The 16,666-nt window shown below is 53.2% G+C and carries 13 protein-coding genes and 1 pseudogene; 7 read left to right on the top strand and 7 right to left on the bottom strand.

The annotated features are described in order from the left end of the window. The first annotated feature begins 197 nt into the window (after positions 1-197). The 3 genes from O71_RS21880 to O71_RS14480 all read left to right on the top strand — a co-directional run bounded on the left by O71_RS21880 (position 198) and on the right by O71_RS14480 (position 6,725). Positions 198-4,046, top strand: coding sequence for a PQQ-dependent sugar dehydrogenase (locus O71_RS21880; RefSeq protein ID WP_007658066.1), 3,849 nt, complete (start codon positions 198-200; stop codon positions 4,044-4,046). Positions 4,047-4,214: 168 nt separating this feature from the next. Further along, on the top strand, positions 4,215-4,847 hold the full coding sequence (locus O71_RS14485; RefSeq protein WP_007658065.1) for a hypothetical protein: 633 nt from the start codon (positions 4,215-4,217) through the stop codon (positions 4,845-4,847). 228 nt (positions 4,848-5,075) lie between these two features. Next, positions 5,076-6,725, top strand: a complete 1,650-nt coding sequence (locus tag O71_RS14480) for a M28 family metallopeptidase (protein WP_007658064.1) — start codon at positions 5,076-5,078, stop codon at positions 6,723-6,725. An 86-nt stretch (positions 6,726-6,811) separates the two neighbouring features. On the opposite strand, the gene glgP is transcribed toward O71_RS14480, so the two are convergent. The 3 genes from glgP to O71_RS14470 form a co-directional block, all read right to left on the bottom strand. Further along, entirely contained in the window at positions 6,812-7,702 is an 891-nt protein-coding gene (gene glgP, locus O71_RS27365) for an alpha-glucan family phosphorylase (RefSeq protein WP_369750940.1), read from the bottom strand. Next, a complete protein-coding gene (locus O71_RS27360; RefSeq protein ID WP_007658062.1) occupies positions 7,608-8,456 on the bottom strand; it encodes a hypothetical protein in 849 nt (282 codons plus the stop codon). The genes glgP and O71_RS27360 overlap by 95 nt, the downstream gene beginning before the upstream one ends. A gap of 315 nt (positions 8,457-8,771) precedes the next feature. After that, positions 8,772-11,513 (bottom strand): S8/S53 family peptidase, encoded by a 2,742-nt coding sequence (locus O71_RS14470; RefSeq protein WP_007658060.1) that lies wholly within the window; start codon positions 11,511-11,513, stop codon positions 8,772-8,774. A gap of 614 nt (positions 11,514-12,127) precedes the next feature. On the opposite strand from O71_RS14470, the gene O71_RS14465 reads away from it, so the two are divergent. Both O71_RS14465 and O71_RS26560 read left to right on the top strand, forming a co-directional pair. Next, a complete protein-coding gene (locus O71_RS14465) occupies positions 12,128-12,502 on the top strand; it encodes a GNAT family N-acetyltransferase (RefSeq protein ID WP_007658057.1) in 375 nt (124 codons plus the stop codon). Positions 12,503-12,513: 11 nt separating this feature from the next. Next, complete coding sequence (locus tag O71_RS26560; RefSeq protein WP_255345393.1) at positions 12,514-12,645, top strand: hypothetical protein; 132 nt, start codon at positions 12,514-12,516, stop codon at positions 12,643-12,645. Between the two features lie 17 nt (positions 12,646-12,662). Here O71_RS26560 and O71_RS14460 read toward each other — a convergent pair whose 3' ends face one another. After that, positions 12,663-13,526, bottom strand: coding sequence for a pirin family protein (locus tag O71_RS14460; protein ID WP_007658055.1), 864 nt, complete (start codon positions 13,524-13,526; stop codon positions 12,663-12,665). A gap of 125 nt (positions 13,527-13,651) precedes the next feature. Beyond that, the gene (locus tag O71_RS14455; RefSeq protein WP_007658053.1) at positions 13,652-14,308 is read right to left on the bottom strand and encodes a response regulator transcription factor; all 657 of its coding nucleotides are present in this window, start codon (positions 14,306-14,308) and stop codon (positions 13,652-13,654) included. Positions 14,309-14,796: 488 nt separating this feature from the next. On the opposite strand from O71_RS14455, the gene O71_RS14450 reads away from it, so the two are divergent. Next, positions 14,797-15,144 carry an STAS domain-containing protein gene (locus O71_RS14450; RefSeq protein ID WP_007658051.1) on the top strand — a complete coding sequence of 116 codons (348 nt, stop codon included), beginning with the start codon at positions 14,797-14,799 and terminating at the stop codon, positions 15,142-15,144. A 51-nt stretch (positions 15,145-15,195) separates the two neighbouring features. On the opposite strand, the gene O71_RS23960 is transcribed toward O71_RS14450, so the two are convergent. Beyond that, positions 15,196-15,477: a hypothetical protein gene (locus O71_RS23960; protein WP_155800924.1), complete on the bottom strand. Its 282-nt coding sequence runs from the start codon at positions 15,475-15,477 to the stop codon at positions 15,196-15,198. Continuing rightward, positions 15,401-16,057, bottom strand: coding sequence for a hypothetical protein (locus tag O71_RS14445; protein WP_007658049.1), 657 nt, complete (start codon positions 16,055-16,057; stop codon positions 15,401-15,403). The genes O71_RS23960 and O71_RS14445 overlap by 77 nt, the downstream gene beginning before the upstream one ends. 329 nt (positions 16,058-16,386) lie before the next feature. Between O71_RS14445 and O71_RS14440 the strand changes: the two are divergent. Next, positions 16,387-16,666: pseudogene (locus O71_RS14440) on the top strand (cyanophycin synthetase); the annotation flags it as partial.

Here is a 16,666-nt window from a genome sequence, read left to right as displayed (position 1 = left end):
CTATTTAAATAAATATTCAGATATAACACGATATTGGCTGGCGGATGCTATCAGCAGTTTTAATGTCCTAAATGTGCTTACCCTTTCTCCTGACATCTCGGTCAGGTAGTATTTTTAGCAAATATTTATCGGCCTGCGGCTGGTAGTTTACTTGCTCCTGCTCTTTCAACTTTTTTCTCACCTTAATTCTTATTCTTATGCTTCAGGATTACACGCTTGGCGGCCTCTGCCGGGGCTGTGCCCGTTTGCGCCTGCGCATCGCTGGTATTTCCCCTATTGCTCGGAATGTTAACTTCTATACTTGCTGCCTATACCTCCTGTTTTTGGTTTTAGCTTCTACTTCACTGCAGGCGCAGCCCTCCGGTTTTACCAATGTACAGATCGGCGGTACCTGGGATGCTGCCGTAGGCCTCACTTTCTCAAAAGACGGTAACCGGATCTATGTCTGGGAAAAAGGTGGGAAGGTATGGATTGTGGAGAACGGACAGAAACTTCCTACGCCACTGATCGACATCAGCGAAGAGGTCGGCAACTGGGTAGATCACGGTTTACTGGGTTTTGCGCTGGACCCGAACTTCGATTCCAACGGCTATTTCTACCTGCTGTATGTAGTCGACAGGCACCACCTGCTCTACCATGGCTCCGGCAGCTATAGCGCCTCAGCCAATGAGTACAACAATGCCACCATCGGTCGCCTGACCCGCTATACGGCCCGCTCTTCCGACAACCGCAAAACCACCGACCTAAGCACCCGTAAGATTCTGATCGGGGAATCCATCTCCAGAGGTATACCGATCCTTTATATGGGTCATGGCGTGGGTTCGCTCATTTTCGGGGAGGATGGCTCCCTGTTGGTTTCGACTGGCGATGCGGCCTCTGCTGGCTACGTGGATACCGGCTATGACCCCGCCAACCCCAACGATACTTACATCCCGCAGGCGCTGCGGGACGGCATCATCACAGAGCGCGACAACATTGGCGCTTACAGGGCGCAGCAGGTCAATTCGCTAAACGGTAAAATTCTGCGCATAGACCCAGCGACTGGAAATGGACTGCCATCCAACCCCTTCTATAATTCTGCTGATCCGCGGGCTCCTGCCTCCAGGGTATGGGCGCTGGGCTTCCGGAACCCGTTTCGCTTCACCATCAAACCGGGCTCAGGGGGCTCCGGCAATCCCGGTACGTTGTACATTGGCGACGTGGGCTGGTATAACTACGAAGAAATAAACGTTGCTCCCAGACCGGGCATGAACTTCGGCTGGCCCATCTACGAAGGGCTGGAGCAACAGGAGTGGCACTATCACCGGCAGGTATACAACACGCAAATCGCCCAGAACCCGCTCTACGGACAGGGCGGCTGTACCCAGCAGTACTTTATGTACCGTGATCTGATCATGCAGCCCAGAGCCACCACACAACCATATTTCGGTAACCCCTGCAACTGGAGCGTGGCTATACCTGCTTCCAGCTTCAGATTGTTTGTGCACGCCCGTCCTGCCTTTGACTGGTTGCACGTGCAGAAAGGAGGCGGCTCCCGCACTGGTACCTTCTCAGGCGAAGACGCCACCGTAATAAACATCGGAGCGGCCGGTTCTCCTGTCTCAGGTCCGCAGTTCGGAGGCGGCTCTGTCACAGGGGGTGTCTGGTACACCGGAAACGACTTTCCGGCGCAGTATAAAAACACCTATTTCTTTGGGGACTATGTAGGCGGCTGGATCAAAACCTCTACGTTTGATGCGTCTGATAACCCCAAATCAATTAGCAACTTTGTAGATAACAAAGCTGCAGTGGTAGCCATGGCTACCAACCCGGTTACAGGCGGGCTTTACTACATCAACTACGCCGCCCAGCTGCGCAAAATAAGCTATGGCGCCGGCACCAACCAGCCTCCTACTGCAGCCGCCTCAGCCGACAAACTCTTCGGCCCGAGCCCGCTCACCGTCAGGTTCAGCAGCACTGGCTCTGCAGACCCTGAAGGACAGGCGCTCCGCTATGAATGGAATTTCGGTGACGGCACCCCTGTATCGACAGAGGCCAACCCGAGCCATACCTTCAACGCGTCCGGACTGGCCTCTTACCAGGTGGTGCTGAAGGTGACAGACGCTGGTGGACTGAGCAATACTACCAACCTGACCATTTCGGTGAACAACACCCCGCCAACGGTGCAGATCACCAGCCCGGCAGCCGGCACAAAATACCCCATGACGCAGAGCACCGTGTACAAACTGACGGCCAATGTAACGGACCGGGAGCATACGGCAGCGCAGCTAAAATACGAATGGCAGGCAGTGCTGCACCACAACACCCACACTCACCCCGAGGCCATCGACACCAACCCGTCCACCTCTGCCACCATCACTCCGGTTGGCTGCGACGGCGAAACCTATTTCTACCGCATCAACCTGAAAGTGACAGACCCTGCGGGCTTGTCGGCTTCGTCCTTCGTGGACTTATACCCTGACTGCGGCACCACCACCACCAAGCCGGTTACCATTTCCTCGCCTGCCAACAATTCCTCGTTTGCAGTGGGCAGCAATGTGGAGCTAAAAGTCAGTTTCACGGACCTGGCCCGCACCTGGACGAAAGTCGAATACCTGGCCGGCACCACCGTCATCGGCAGTTCAAGCACACAGCCCTTCAGCTATACCTGGCAACCCACCACGGCAGGCAGCTACAGCATCACGGCAAGAGCCACCGACAGCCAGGGGCACACGTCTACTTCCAATCCGATCACCGTCAACATCACCGGAGGAACAACGTCCGGCTCAGGTAAGATCACCAGGGAGTTCTGGGCCAACGTACATGGCTCCGGCGTAACGGCTATACCTGTTGGCAGCACGCCTACCAGCGTGAGCGAACTGACAAGCTTTGAGGCGCCCGTGAACGCAGGCACCAACTATGGCCAGCGGGTGCGGGGTTACGTCACCGCGCCGGTGTCAGGACAGTATACTTTCTGGATCGCCGCCGACGACTTTGCGGAGTTGTGGCTGAGTACAACCGACAATCCGGCGCAGAAGGTGCGCATCGCCACAGTTCCAGGCTGGACCTACGAGCGGGAGTGGACCAAGGCCCCAAGCCAGCAGTCAGCAAAGATCACGCTGGAGGCAGGCAAGCGCTATTATATAGAAGCCCTGCACCTGGAGGGCGGCGGTGGTGACCATTTGGCTGTCGGCTGGCAGCTGCCAAACGGCACCCTCGAGCGGCCCATACCCGGCAGCAGGCTCTCGCCTTTTGGCAGCACACCTCCCACTACCGCCGGCAAAATCACCCGCGACTTCTGGACCAATGTGCACGGTTCGAGTGTAAGTGCCGTACCCGTTAACTCTACGCCGACCAGCACCTCTGAGCTCACTAGTTTCGAAGCGCCGGTCAATGTGGGCACCAATTACGGGCAGCGTATCAGAGGCTACGTGACCGCCCCTGCCTCTGGCCAGTATACTTTCTGGATTGCCGGCGACGATGTGGCCGAGCTATACCTGAGCACCTCAGAGAATCCGGCACAAAAAGTGCGCATTGCCTCTGTTCCGGGGTGGACCTATGAACGGGAATGGCTGAAGTCGCCAAGTCAGCAGTCAGCCAGGATCACGTTGGAAGCCGGTAAACGCTACTACATTGAGGCTGTGCACCTGGAGGGCGGCGGCTCAGATCACCTGGCCGTAGGTTGGCAGTTGCCGAATGGCACGCTCGAGCGCCCTATACCTGGCAGCAGGTTGTCACCATACGTCGTTTCAGGTATAGCCGCTACTGCAACGCAAGCTGTTACCGGCTCAACGGACCCGCTGCTCAGCCAGGAGATCACCGCATACCCTAACCCGTTCCGGGATGAGCTTACGCTACAGCTTCCAGAGGGCATGGCAGAGGTCCGGCAGCTGACCATCTATGACATGGCAGGAAGACAGGTATACCGGTCAGCTTCAGAAATAAAAACCCCGGATAACAAGCTGGAAATCAACTTAGGAGCGCTAAAACTGAACTCAGGCATCTACATGCTGTATTGTGTAGATCGGCAAGGAGAATCTTATAAGGTCAAACTCTCCAAACGGTAAGGACATTCAGAATCATAATATCAGACCAGCGCTGCTTATCGCATGACAGTGCTGGTCTGATATTAGTTTATGTAAAACAATTCGGATCGTTTTAGTCCTCCTATATCCTTCAGATCGACATATCTAACGTATACACCTAGTTCAGTTAACAAACTAAAACAAGACAACATGGGCATCAAGAAAGTAGTTGATAAGGTAAAAGAAGAAGTAAAAGTGCTGAAGGGCGAAGAGTCCAAGGACAAAGTCTACCAGAACGAACAGAACTACCCGGATATGACCACTGCGCGAACGGCTTTTGAGGAATCAAAGAAGAAGCTTTTCAACGTAAACCTCTGGTCAAACCTGGAGGGCATCAATTCCACTTTCGAACTGCATGATGACCGGGGGCGGAAAACGACGGCAGAAATTCCGGAGATTGGCTATTTTGTGAAGATTACGCTGCCTGCCTCCAATGTAGAAAACTGGGTGAACATATCCAGCATACGCATCGAGGACAACCTGGCCGAGTTTACGGTACATCCCAGCGAGAAACCCAATCCGCCTGTGGATGAGGAGGAAGTAACCGAGCACTTTTTCACCAAAGAGGCCAGCAGTACGTTTCGGGTAGAATTGCAGGGCACCAGACTCATCGCCTCCGAGATCGGTAAGAATGAGTACATCAACAACCAGGGCGAAGAATCCGGTGACCGCTCGGTGCTGAACACCCTGATAGCAGAAGGCGGCTGGGCCGGTTTTCAGGGGCTGCAATGGGACAAGCTTACCAGCTACCTCGTGCACCAGGAGGAGAGAAAAGACGAGTAGTCAGCTGTGTGTAACTCTACCAACAGTTGCATAAGGTATGAAAATCCTGAGCCTGATTCTGTTTCTGATGTTCCTGACTGCGCTGACCTTCATTTTGAGAAAGATCGAGCATCGCAAAAACCGTAGAGATTAACTCTATACTTCTCCTCCTATACCTTTCGGGCAGGTGTAGCATAGGCGCTATGCTGCATTTCCCTTATATTTGGTGAAACAACCAATCTGATCTGAATGAAACGCTTTCTGTTCCTGGCCCTTTCCTGTGGCCTTCTGCTACAAGGAAGTGCCTCCGCCCAGTCGCTGGCACTTGAAAAACCTGTTGAGAAATCGCTCAAAAAAGTAAAGCCGAATGATATAAAGGCCCATATCAAGTATTTGGCCGATGACCGCCTGCTGGGTCGCAAGCCCGGCACCGAAGGCTACCAGATGGCCGTGGACTATGTAGTGGAGCATTACCAGAAGGCAGGTATAGAACCCGGTGGTGAGAACGGCACCTACCTGCAACTGGTACGTTTGCGCCAGTCATTCCCCGGCAAAGAAGCCAGCATGGTGATTGCCGATTCAATGGGCACCGCAATGCAGCTGACCTACAACAAGGACTTCTCAGTATACCCGCATGCCGAAGAGCCTGAAGTCAGTATAGAAGCTCCGCTGGTGTTCGCTGGTTACGGCATCAGCGCTCCTGACCTGGGCTATGATGATTACGCAGGCATAGACGTGACCGGCAAAATTGTAGTCGTGCTGCGCGGCGCCCCTGCCAGCTTCCCTTCCACCGTGTCGGCCTACAGTCGCGACATGATGACGGTGCTGAAGATCGCTGCTGAGAAAGGCGCCGTGGGTGTGATCGTGGCCAATACGAACCCGAAAGCCGGTGTGCCTAATCTGCAGGGCGGTACGTACAGCGTGATGGACCCGAATGGCAAAGTGGCCGTTTCCCGCAACTATGTATCGGATAAAATCCGGGTGCTGGCCAGCATTAACAGTAGCACTTTCGAGCAGCTGCTTAAAGGCACAGGTATAGAGATGGCCAAAGTGGGCGAGCAACTGCAGCAAGGCAAGCCAGCCTCTACCCCACTCGCCCATACCTTGCGCACCAACTATACCTCTACCTACAAGGATTTTGAAAGCCACAACGTGATCGGAAAGATCACCGGTGCTGATCCGCAGCTGCAGAACGAATACGTAGTGCACAGCGCCCACCTCGACCACGTAGGCGTGGGCCGTGCCGTGAATGGTGACTCCATCTACAACGGCGCACACGACAATGCCTCCGGTGTAGCCAGCGTGCTCGAGATCGCGAAAATCTACTCCCGCCTGTCTGAAAAACCAAAGCGTTCTGTCCTGTTTGTAATGGTAACTGCTGAGGAGATGGGCCTGCTGGGCTCCGCTTATTTCGCCCGCTTCCCGACTGTGCCGGTGGAGCAGATCGTGGCCAACATCAACACGGACATGCCAACCATCATTGCACCGCTATTGTCAGTTGTAGGCCTGGGAGCGAACCACTCCTCGCTCGAAAACGAAGTAGCCGCCGCAGCGAACCACCTTGGCCTGGCAGTAGAGGAAGACCCGGAGCCGGAGCAGATGCGCTTCATCCGCAGCGACCAGTACAGCTTTGTGATGCAAGGTATACCTGCCCTGCACATCAAGTATGGCAACAAGACCAAAGACGGTCTCAATAACCTGAACAAGCAGGTGGAGCAATGGCGTGCCGTGCACTACCACAAGCCACAGGATAACTTCAACGATACCTTCGACTACAAGGCCGGGAAAAAGTACGTGCAGCTGAACTTCCTGATCAGCTACCAGGTGGCCAATAACCCGCAGCGACCAAGCTGGAAAGCAGGCGATTTCTTCGGAAGCCGCTTCGGACGACAATTGTAAGCGACCATCATATAAAAAGGCCAGTTCCGATTTCGGGACTGGCCTTTTTGTTTTAATTCTTATGTCACATATGCCCCTGCTTATACCTAATACATCAGCTCGTAGTACTGTCGCGCCATACGGTCTGAGTCGAAGAAAGGAATCACATCGCGCATGCTTTGCTTGACGATGCCCATCCATTTTCCGCGATCCTTGTAATAAGTCGGGATCACTTCATTTTCCAGGATACTCATCAGGTTCTTATGGTCGATCTCATCCTGCATGGAATCGGGCAGGTTGCTGTCTACTACCGGTAGTACAAAGCTGTTCTCGCCGTGGCGGGCAAACTCCGGCAGCCAGCCATCCAGCACCGAAAGGTTCACGGCTCCGTTCATGGCGGCGGTCATACCGCTGGTGCCCGACGCTTCGCGGGGTCTGCGCGGCGTGTTCAGCCATACATCAGCTCCCTGCTTTAGTTTGCGCGACAAGCCAATTTCGTAGCCTGTCAGCACCGCAAAGTTCTTGCGCTGGTACGACAGATTTACCAGGCTGTTGAACACACTCACGGCTCCCTCATCAAAAGGGTAAGGCTTACCGGCCCAGATCACCTGCACGGGCTGGTCTTTCTGCGTGAGCATGTCAAAAAACCGCTCGATGTCATGCACCAGCAAATCAGCACGCTTATAGGCAGCAAAGCGGCGGGCCCATACCACCGTGAGTACATCCTTCCGGAAGAGCTTGCCTGTCTGATCGGCCACGATCTCAAACAGCTCCTGCTTCATCTCTGCCTTGCGTTGTATCAGGGACTGGTTATCATCCCGCTCCAGAGCCTGGCGCATGGTGTTGTCCATCCAGAAGCGGGCGTTCTGGGCATTGGTAATGGCCTTGATCTCGCACACGTTGTCATTCTCGTACCACATGTCGCGGGCCACCTGCCCATGCAGCTGCGACACTCCATTGGCGACTTTGGCAATGCGCAGGCAGCCAGGTATAGTCAAAGAAATTGCCGTGCATGCCCGTCATGCGGCGAGCCTCTTCCAGTGAGGTCTTGTTGAAGAAAGACATGTTGTTGAGCAGGTGAATGTCGTGCACCTCGTTGCCGGCTTTTTCGGGTGTGTGGGTTGTGAAGGCGATGCGCTTCCGCATGTCTTCGGTATTCCCGAATTTTTCATGCAGGTAAAACGCCAGCGGCAGGGCATGCCCTTCGTTCATGTGGTAAATGTCCGCACCACCCAGTTCTTCCACCACCTTGGCACCCGCTATACCCAGCACAATGCTCTGTGCGATGCGGGTGGACGGCTCTTTATCGTACAGGTGATACGTGATCGTGCGGGCCAGGTGGTCATTTTCGGGAATGTTGGTGGTCAGGAAGTACATGGGCACCGTACCAAACACTTCAGGACGCAGTACCAGGGCTTTCACTTTTACGGGATGGCCGTTCACCATCACCGTCACCACGATGCCGGTATCCTCCAGGTAGGTATAGTACTTTTTCTGAAACTGTACCCGCATGGTCTGGTCATCGTTGCGCACCTGGTCATAATACCCATACTTCCAGAGTATGCCGATCCCGATCATGTTCTGCCGCAGATCGTGGGCGCTGCGCATGTGCGAACCCGCCAGAAAACCCAGACCACCAGAGTAAGTTTTGAGCGCCTGGTGTATACCGAATTCCATGCTGAAATACGCCACACGTTTCTGATACTTCTCATTGATTTCGTACGGATGATACCACTTGCTGTATGCTTTCATAAATTAAATGTTCATGTTTTTAAGGTGTCCTGAGACCCGGCTGAAAATTAAAATGAAAGCAGCGAAAGGTGAAATGCAACAAACGCTGAAGGCATCACCTGTTCAACTGCTTTTATGCCCTTCTGAGGGTAAGCCACTGTGGTAGTATACCGCCAAAATGGACAACACCTGGTCTCACGCTCGAAAAAGCTTAAGTACAATATACTTATAACCTTACCAAAGTGATTCAGTTTATTTCAGGGGAGCATTTCCGCTCCCAACAAAAAAGGCCCTCCCAAATAGGAGAGCCTTTTTTAACACTTATTCATTGAGTCTTTATTTTGCCAACAGCAACTTATTGGAGTATACCTTGCTACCAGCCTCTACTTTATAGATGTAGGTACCGGCTGGCAGGTTACCGGCTCTGAAGTCAATACGGTGCTCACCGGCTGACTTTCTTTCCGATACCAGCGTGCGCACTTTCTTGCCCAGTATATCATACACTGCAACCGTTACAGGTCCCTCCTGCTCTACGGCGTAGCGAATGGTGGTCACCTCAGAGAACGGATTCGGATAGCTGACAAGTTTGCCTGCTTCCGAAACAGCCAAATTGGAGGTGCTTTCCGCTGCCAATGGCTGCTCGCCACTGTTCCAAAGCCCGTGTGTGCGGGTAATTATCACAGCAAAATCAGCGCGGGTCACGTCCTGCAAAGGCTTGAAGCTCGCATGCAGTACCGGCTCCAGATCATACGGGCCCTGCGTAGCGGTAAAGTAGGCATTGATCATATTCAGTTCCAGTGCTATGCTGACATATCCTTCCAGTCCGGCAGGTATGGCAGCAGCATCTTCTATCGGATAGGTATTGCCATTATAAGTCACGGTTGGTGTTTTGCCATTGCGCTGCAGAGCATACTCCTGTAAACCAAGCGCCTGCACCAGCGAATAAGCCACTTCCGCACGGTTTACTTTGCCGTTCGGGTTGAACTTACCCGGAGCAGCTGCCAGCATAATGCCGTTCTGCACATGTTTCTGATCACGCAGGGCAGCGCCATGAGCCGTTACCGATTCAGCGATCAGGTTGCGCTCTTTCACATCAGTAAGGGTATAGGCGCCATTCACAGGCAGGAACTGGCGTATGCCTTCGCCCATCATCAGGTAATCGGCCATGTCGATGCGCTTGAGCAACTCGTCGGGCTTAAAGCCGCCGCCGCTCAGGCCGTCAGCCAGACGAGCGCTTACTGCCATCATGATCGACGCTTCGGCCGGGTGGCCTGCAATGTCATTCAGCCCGGAGGTACCAGCGGCCGTCATCATGTTCACGGCACCACTGATCTGCTCCGGGAAGGCGGCCCCGTTCAGACCGGAGATACGTACCGTCCAGGTACCTGCCTCAGGGGAGGCCACGGCCACACCCCGGTCATAGCTCAGCGCAAACAGCACCGGTATACCGGAGCGCGTCTCGGCACCGGATGGAGAAATAAGGGAGAGGTTCACCGGATTGCCTGTGTCACCGAGTACACCAGTTGTCCTGATCTTCGCTTCGATGGCAGTAGTTCCTTCCGCTACGTTAAAGGTATATTCGTTTGTGGCGGTGGTCGCAGGGTTATAATCTATGGTGAAGTTCTCGCTCACGTTGTTGGCGTTCACATTGCTACGGAACGTGCGTGTCATGTTCAGTGAGGAGCCGTAAGGTGCCGAAGCACGGTACACTCTGTCTACTGCGGCGTAGGCATTTACATAGCCGGCTCCTACTTCCCATTTCTCTTTGTTCGGTATGTTGGTAGCTGTTTGCTGCAGGATCTCTTTTACCTGATAAGGAGTCAATGTCGGGTTGGCTTCCAGCAACAGGGCCACTATACCTGCCACATGCGGGGCAGCCATAGAAGTACCGCTCATGTGGGTGTAATAAGGTACGTGCGCCGGATCCAGCTCCTGCACATCTTTGTCAATGGAAAGCGACGAAACAGGCGCTATCACACGGGCCGCAATGATGTCAACTCCCGGCGAAGTCACAGTCGGACGGTCCTCCCAGGTATAGGTCTTGCCATCGAGGTTGAAAGTGCCTCCTTTGTTCTTGATACCGCGGGATGAGAAGTCCGCCAGTCGGCCAGACTTGTCGCCGGCCGCCACTGCGATCACCCATGGGGCTTTCTTGTACTGACCTGTGATGGTGCCGGACCCCGGACCGGAGTTACCAGCCGAGAATACCACCACGATGTTGCGGTCCACGCAGCGCTTCGTAGCCAATGTGATCGGGTCGGCCGGGTTCACCTCCGTGCCGGTGTCGCTGGTGGTCCCAAATGAGTTGGTTATCACGCGGATGTTGTAGCGGGCCTGGTTGGTGATGGCATAGTCAAAGCCGGAGAGCACGTCGAGCAGCAGGAGTGCCGCGCCGGAGCCGTAGCCGATCAGGTCCGCACCCGGCGCCACGCCTTCGTACAAACCCTGCGAAGCCTGTCCGGTTCCACCCACTATACCTGCCACGTGCGTTCCATGGCCACCTGTGGCATCGGTGTTCGGTACATTCTCCAGGATTAGGTAGGGCAGTAGCGACGAAACTGCGTTTAGGTTCGTGGCAGCTGTAACGTTTTGCTTCAGGTTGCGGCCGAACTGCAGGTCAGGGTGCGTGCCATCCACACCACTGTCGTTCACCACAATCCCAACACCCTTGCCGGTAAGCGGGAGTCCGCCGTTTCGGCTCATAAAAACCGGTTCGGTGCGCAGCTTGTCTACCCCGGTCAGGGCGGTGCCGGAGTTGTTTTCATATTGCAGCGATTCGTTCAGGTAGAGCGAGAGCACGCGGGGACTTTTGGCGAGGAGTTCTACTTGCAGACCAGTAGCCAGCACGCCGGCAATGGGCAGTGACTTGAGTGTGAGGCCCTTTGTAATACCCGCCTGGGTTAGCACGGACAGGTCAAGCAAAGTAGGTGCGCTTTCACCTTTGAAGGTTACAACCACCTGCACCAACCTGGTCTTATCGGTGATGGCAGCACGGAGCTTACTGTCCATGTAAGCCTGTGCAAAAACGTTGCTTACTGCCAACAGGCTGAGCGCAACAACTGCTAAGAGTTTTCTCATAAATTAAGGATTAGTTAAACGTGTTACATAAGGTGTATTAAGGTAAATAGACTGCCATACCCTCCAGGGATGGCAGTAGGGTGAAGAAAGAATTCAGGTTAATTAAGGCGTCATTATAAGAAGTGTAATACGGAACGTTGTCACAGAAAAATAATATTTTAAAAATAAGGTATAGCATCTAAAACAGATAATATCAGAATAATAAGCTTTTTTAATCCTGTGTTATATCTTCAAATTATCATATTACAAATCGTGTTATAACACTAGTCTGTAAACTCATCAGACCCCTCCTAAAATCAGGGTTGTTTTATGCTTTTTTTGTCATCCTGTAAGGATCTTGAAAAAGAGGGCTCCTACACCGCAAGTAGCATTGGCTTGACCTCGCGGGGTAGGGGCCCTCTTTTCCAACCAAGTTTCTTTACAGTATGACAGTAAGTTTTGAGTATGTTTTCTCAGAATGAAACGGTCCTGCTCCTAAATGGAGCATTTAATGTCCAGGACTGTAGTAGCCTGTCTAAAAAATCAGTTGTAAGGGTAAGGGCTTTTGTGACCTGATTTGTCAAATTTGCTAATTTGCAGTCGCTGCAAACAGCAGCTCACACCTTATACATTTCATGATACAGTTTATACCCTACCCTGCACTTACCCCGGACTTGCTGCGGACATTAAATGAATGCATAGCTATGGAGTTCGGCCATGCACCCTTTGTGCAGCAGCGCAGTTGGGCCACACCGGATTGGGTGGTGCTATGGGAAACAGATGGCGAGGTTGCCACTTTCTGTAACATTGTGGAGCGGGAAATTCTGGTAGATGGTCAGCGCCGGAAGGCAGCAGGAATCAATAATGTGATCACCCCTGCGGCGCACCGGGGCAAAGGCTACGCCAGCCAGGTACTGCGCGAAGCAAACGCCTTTCTGTTCCGGAAACTACAGGCCAATATGGGTCTCCTGCTCTGCGCTGATGCCTGGTGCCTTTTTACGAGCGATTAGGATGGTACACTGTGGATTGCCAACTAGTATATGATCAGCCGGCCGGCCGGGAGGAGTATGACTCGAATGTAATGCTGCTCAGCCCAGCGCACACCAACCGACAGGCTCCTGCGCACATTGACCTGCAGGGCCTGCCCTGGTAAGCGTACAAGGCGGTCTTTTACTCGAACAACATACCCATTTTGCCCATCTGGTAATCACGCATGGCCTGCATCACCTCGGTCTGGTTGTTCATCACAAAAGGGCCGTGCATGGCCAGGGGTTCTTGCAGTGGCATTCCTGCCAGCAGCAGCAGGCGGGTGTCCTGGCGGGCAGTGATGGTGCAGACCTCGCCATCCCTGTTCAGGAGCGCCAGGTGCAGCCCATCCACCAGGCCGTAGCCTTCGAGCATCACCTGTCCGTCTAGCAGGTATAGCATGGCATTGAAATCAGCGGGTATAGGTATAGCGCATTGCCCACCGGCCTGCAGGGTGAGGCGGAGTGCCATCACGGGGCTGGGAGTCTTTACAGGACCTCTTGTGCCTTTGTAATCTCCTGCCACCACGGCTATCTGCACACGCTCTTCACTGATCATCGGCGTGTCTTCAGCTTGCAAGGCATAGTAGGCGGGCTGTTCCATTTTGAGGGCTGCAGGAGTGTTCACCCATAGCTGCACGATCTCCTGCACGCCACCCTGCTCCTGCATTTCACGGGGAGGGCGCTCACTGTGCACAATGCCCCGGCCGGCATTCATCCACTGGGTGCCGCCGGCATACACGACGCTGTCGTTGCCACGGGAGTCGCGGTGATGCACGCCCCCCTGGTACACAAAGGTGACCGGCGAAAAACCGCGGTGCGGGTGCGGGTCCACCCCTAGCTTATAGGGATAATCTGACTGCGGAATAATGGTGGTATGATGATGCAGTAGCAGAAAGGGGTCGTGCTGCTCTACCTGACTAGTGGGCAGTGGCTGCCGGAGTGGCAGCCCACTCATGTCAGTTTCCTCTGCATAAAGAAGTCGTGCGACGCTTCGGTTCTGATACATTGGCGCTGTCGGGCTATGGTTTCATATCAAGATACGAAAATACCTGTGCCAGGGAGCCCTGCCGTAATCATTACGTTCCGTTGCGGCTGTCTTACCTGTTTGCAGAGGCACTGCTTTGGATCTCGTCAGGAGATCAGGCCGCGCTGCAGGGCATATTTAATAAGTGCAGCCGTGTTTCGGGCCTTGGTCTTCTCAAGCAGGTTTTGGCGATGGGTTTCGACGGTGCGCTTACTCGTAAAAAGCTTTTCTGATATCTCGGCATTGGTATAGCCCTCTCCAATCAATGCCAGCACCTCCAATTCCCGTTTGGACAGTTCACGATGCGACTCTCCGTTCCCGTTTGTATGCTGTAGCTCATTTGGCAACTGCTTTACCTTGCGCAGTAGCTCCAGCGTCACATCCGGGCTAATGTAGCGACAGCCTTGCGAGACAAGCTGCAGGGCGCAATAAAGCTCATCTTTGCCTGCATTTTTAAGGATGTAGCCTGAAGCACCAAGCTCCAACATACGGCTCACATATTTCTCGTGACTGAGCATGGAGAGTACCACCACCTTCAGCCCGGGATAGTTTTTGAAAATATGAGCAGCCGTTTCAAAACCGTCCATATCTGGCATACTGATGTCCATCAGGACAATATCTGCGTCAACTTTAGGCAATAACTCCATCAACTCACTGCCGCTGGCGGCTTCTCCTACCACTTGTACAGCTGTGTGGTCCTGCAGCAATGCTTTCAGGCCGTCACGCACTATTTTGTGGTCATCGGTGATTATAAGGTTTATCATTTTATAATTTTAAATGAGAGGCTAACATCCACCTCATGGTCCGGCATATTCAGGCTCAGGATCGAAGCACAAAAAGTCAGGAGTGATGTAAAGAAGAAAAATGGATTGCACCCGGTCCCAAGGCGATTTAATCTGACATACCTGCCTGCAGACAATTTTCACAATAAATAACTGAATGTACAATCGTACCTCTCGAACATTTAACTTAAATTTGAAGCATTAGTAAAAAATCAGTATTTCCAGCATGATAGTATACGTATTTACAACGGAACTAACCGAAATGAAGGAGTAGATATGTCTCCGATCATCACGCATGCCATAGCAGGAGTATTTTGATTCGCGTTTCATGAGCTGTTGGCTACTGCAGTCGGACAGCCCGGGAAACGTTTTTGCGTATGAGAGCCAATAACACTAATCAATCACCTTGTTGCGGGAGGATATGCGCCCGAAATTTTGGAGATTGGTCAACCAAAGGAAAACAACGATAGATGAAAACTTTTAGCGTTACGACAGATGCGATTGGTAAGGGAGTATTGCTTCGGTTTAAGGGAGAGCTTGACGCCAGTTCATCTGTTTACGCCGACAATGCCCTGGAGGAGACGATTGCTGCTTCGTCAGGTTTTGTGCTGATCGATTGCAGCGAACTGACCTATATCTCTTCTGCCGGCCTGGGCGTTTTGCTGGCTGCTTTTCAGGCCTGCAACCTGAAGGAGATGGACCTGGTTATGGTGAACATGCAGCCTAAGATCCGCAACGTGTTCGAGATTCTGGGGCTCGACCGCCTGATCAAGTCAGCCGAAACTGTGGAAGAAGCACGACAGATGATTGCCAAGTAAATAAAAAAGGGACCGCTTTGTACGGTCCCTTTTCTTTTGAACATTTCCTGGTTATCTGTCCCAATCACTGCTGAAGTTTTGGTCAGACTGGCCCCGACGGCGCTGCTCGCGGCGGGAGTAGTCGTAGTCAGAACGGCTGTAGCCCTCTGAGCTGCCGTATCCACCTGTGCTACCCATTGAGCTGCTTCTGCCCTGGAAGTCCTGGCCGGAGTCGCGCTGCGATCCGCTGCGCGATCTGTAGCCTGCATTGCCGGTGTCACCGTACGGACCACCACTCCACGGCCCTGCCCCACTGCCAAAAGTAGCCGCCGCCCATAGAGCCGGAGCCGCCACTGCCGTAGTCTGAGCCGCGCGGGAAGCCCATAGAGCTACGCCCGTAGCCTCCTGAAGATTCGCCGTAACCGGATGAGCTGCCGTAGTCACGCTGTGAGCTGCCATAACCTGTGTGCTCTGAAGCGCCGTACTCCCCTCCGCTGGAGCCGGCTCCATATGGAGAGCCGGTGCGGCCGTAGCTGCTGCCCTGCGATGATGACCCGTAATCAGACATACGGCCACTGTAGCCACTACTGCTTTCGCTCTGCCCGGAGCGGTAAGAGCCCCCTTGTGAGCGCTGTGGGCTATACCTGCCCATCTGGGACTGGCCGTAGCGCTGGTCCTGGCTTCCTGAAGCGCCCGAACCATACCCTGATGAGCGGTACCCGCCACGGTCAAATTCTCCTGAATAAGGATGATGCGTACTGCCTCGCTGCTGTCTCTCTCCACGATCGTCCTCATCTCCTGCTATACGCTCCCAGGCATGGCTGATCTTTTCTCCAATCCGGTTGAAAAAGCCTCCTTCATCGTGTTGAGAGCGGTCGCGGTCATGAGAGCGATAGCTTCCCCTACCATAGTCATCCTGATAATCTCTTGCCATAACTGTATATTTAATTTAATTATAGAACTTATTGAATATGAATTTAGACAAAACACGCACTTATTAAACGTTTTAGGTGGGGCTGGGTTTTATATTAACGGACTCAAAACCGCCATTTACCCAAAAGACGTACAAATACGGAAAACGAGCTGGTACAAAACACCTCCTGCCACGCTACAGCTGTTTTAACTACTCATTTTTAGAAAAATCAGCCTTCATTTGAAGCCCTGGTGTTCTCCCAAAGTTCTCTTAATCCGTACTAATCTTAGGCATTGCCCTTGCGGCCCACTACCTGTTGACACAGGCTCAAACCTGATGTGTGAAAGCAAATGAAAATACTTGAACTGAGGATCATGCGTGGACCTAACTACTGGTCTATCAAGCATCCCAAAATAATTGTCCTGAAACTTGACCTGGAAGGTCTCCAGGATGTGCTTACAAATGAGGTCCCGCAGTTTCCGGAGCGGCTGGAAAAGCTATTCCCGGGCATGTATGAGCATCGCTCGTCCAAGGGTACACCCGGTGGTTTTTTCAGGCTCGTGCGCGAAGGCACTACGTTCAGCAAGGTGGTGCAGCATATTGCCCTCGAGCTGCAGACCCTGGCCGGCA

It is taken from the genome of Pontibacter sp. BAB1700 (assembly GCF_000277005.1).
In the GTDB taxonomy this organism is placed as follows: Bacteria; Bacteroidota; Bacteroidia; order Cytophagales; family Hymenobacteraceae; genus Pontibacter; species Pontibacter lucknowensis.
The sequence above is the reverse complement of the archived record's forward strand: the minus strand, read 5'-3'. Positions and strand labels throughout refer to the sequence as shown.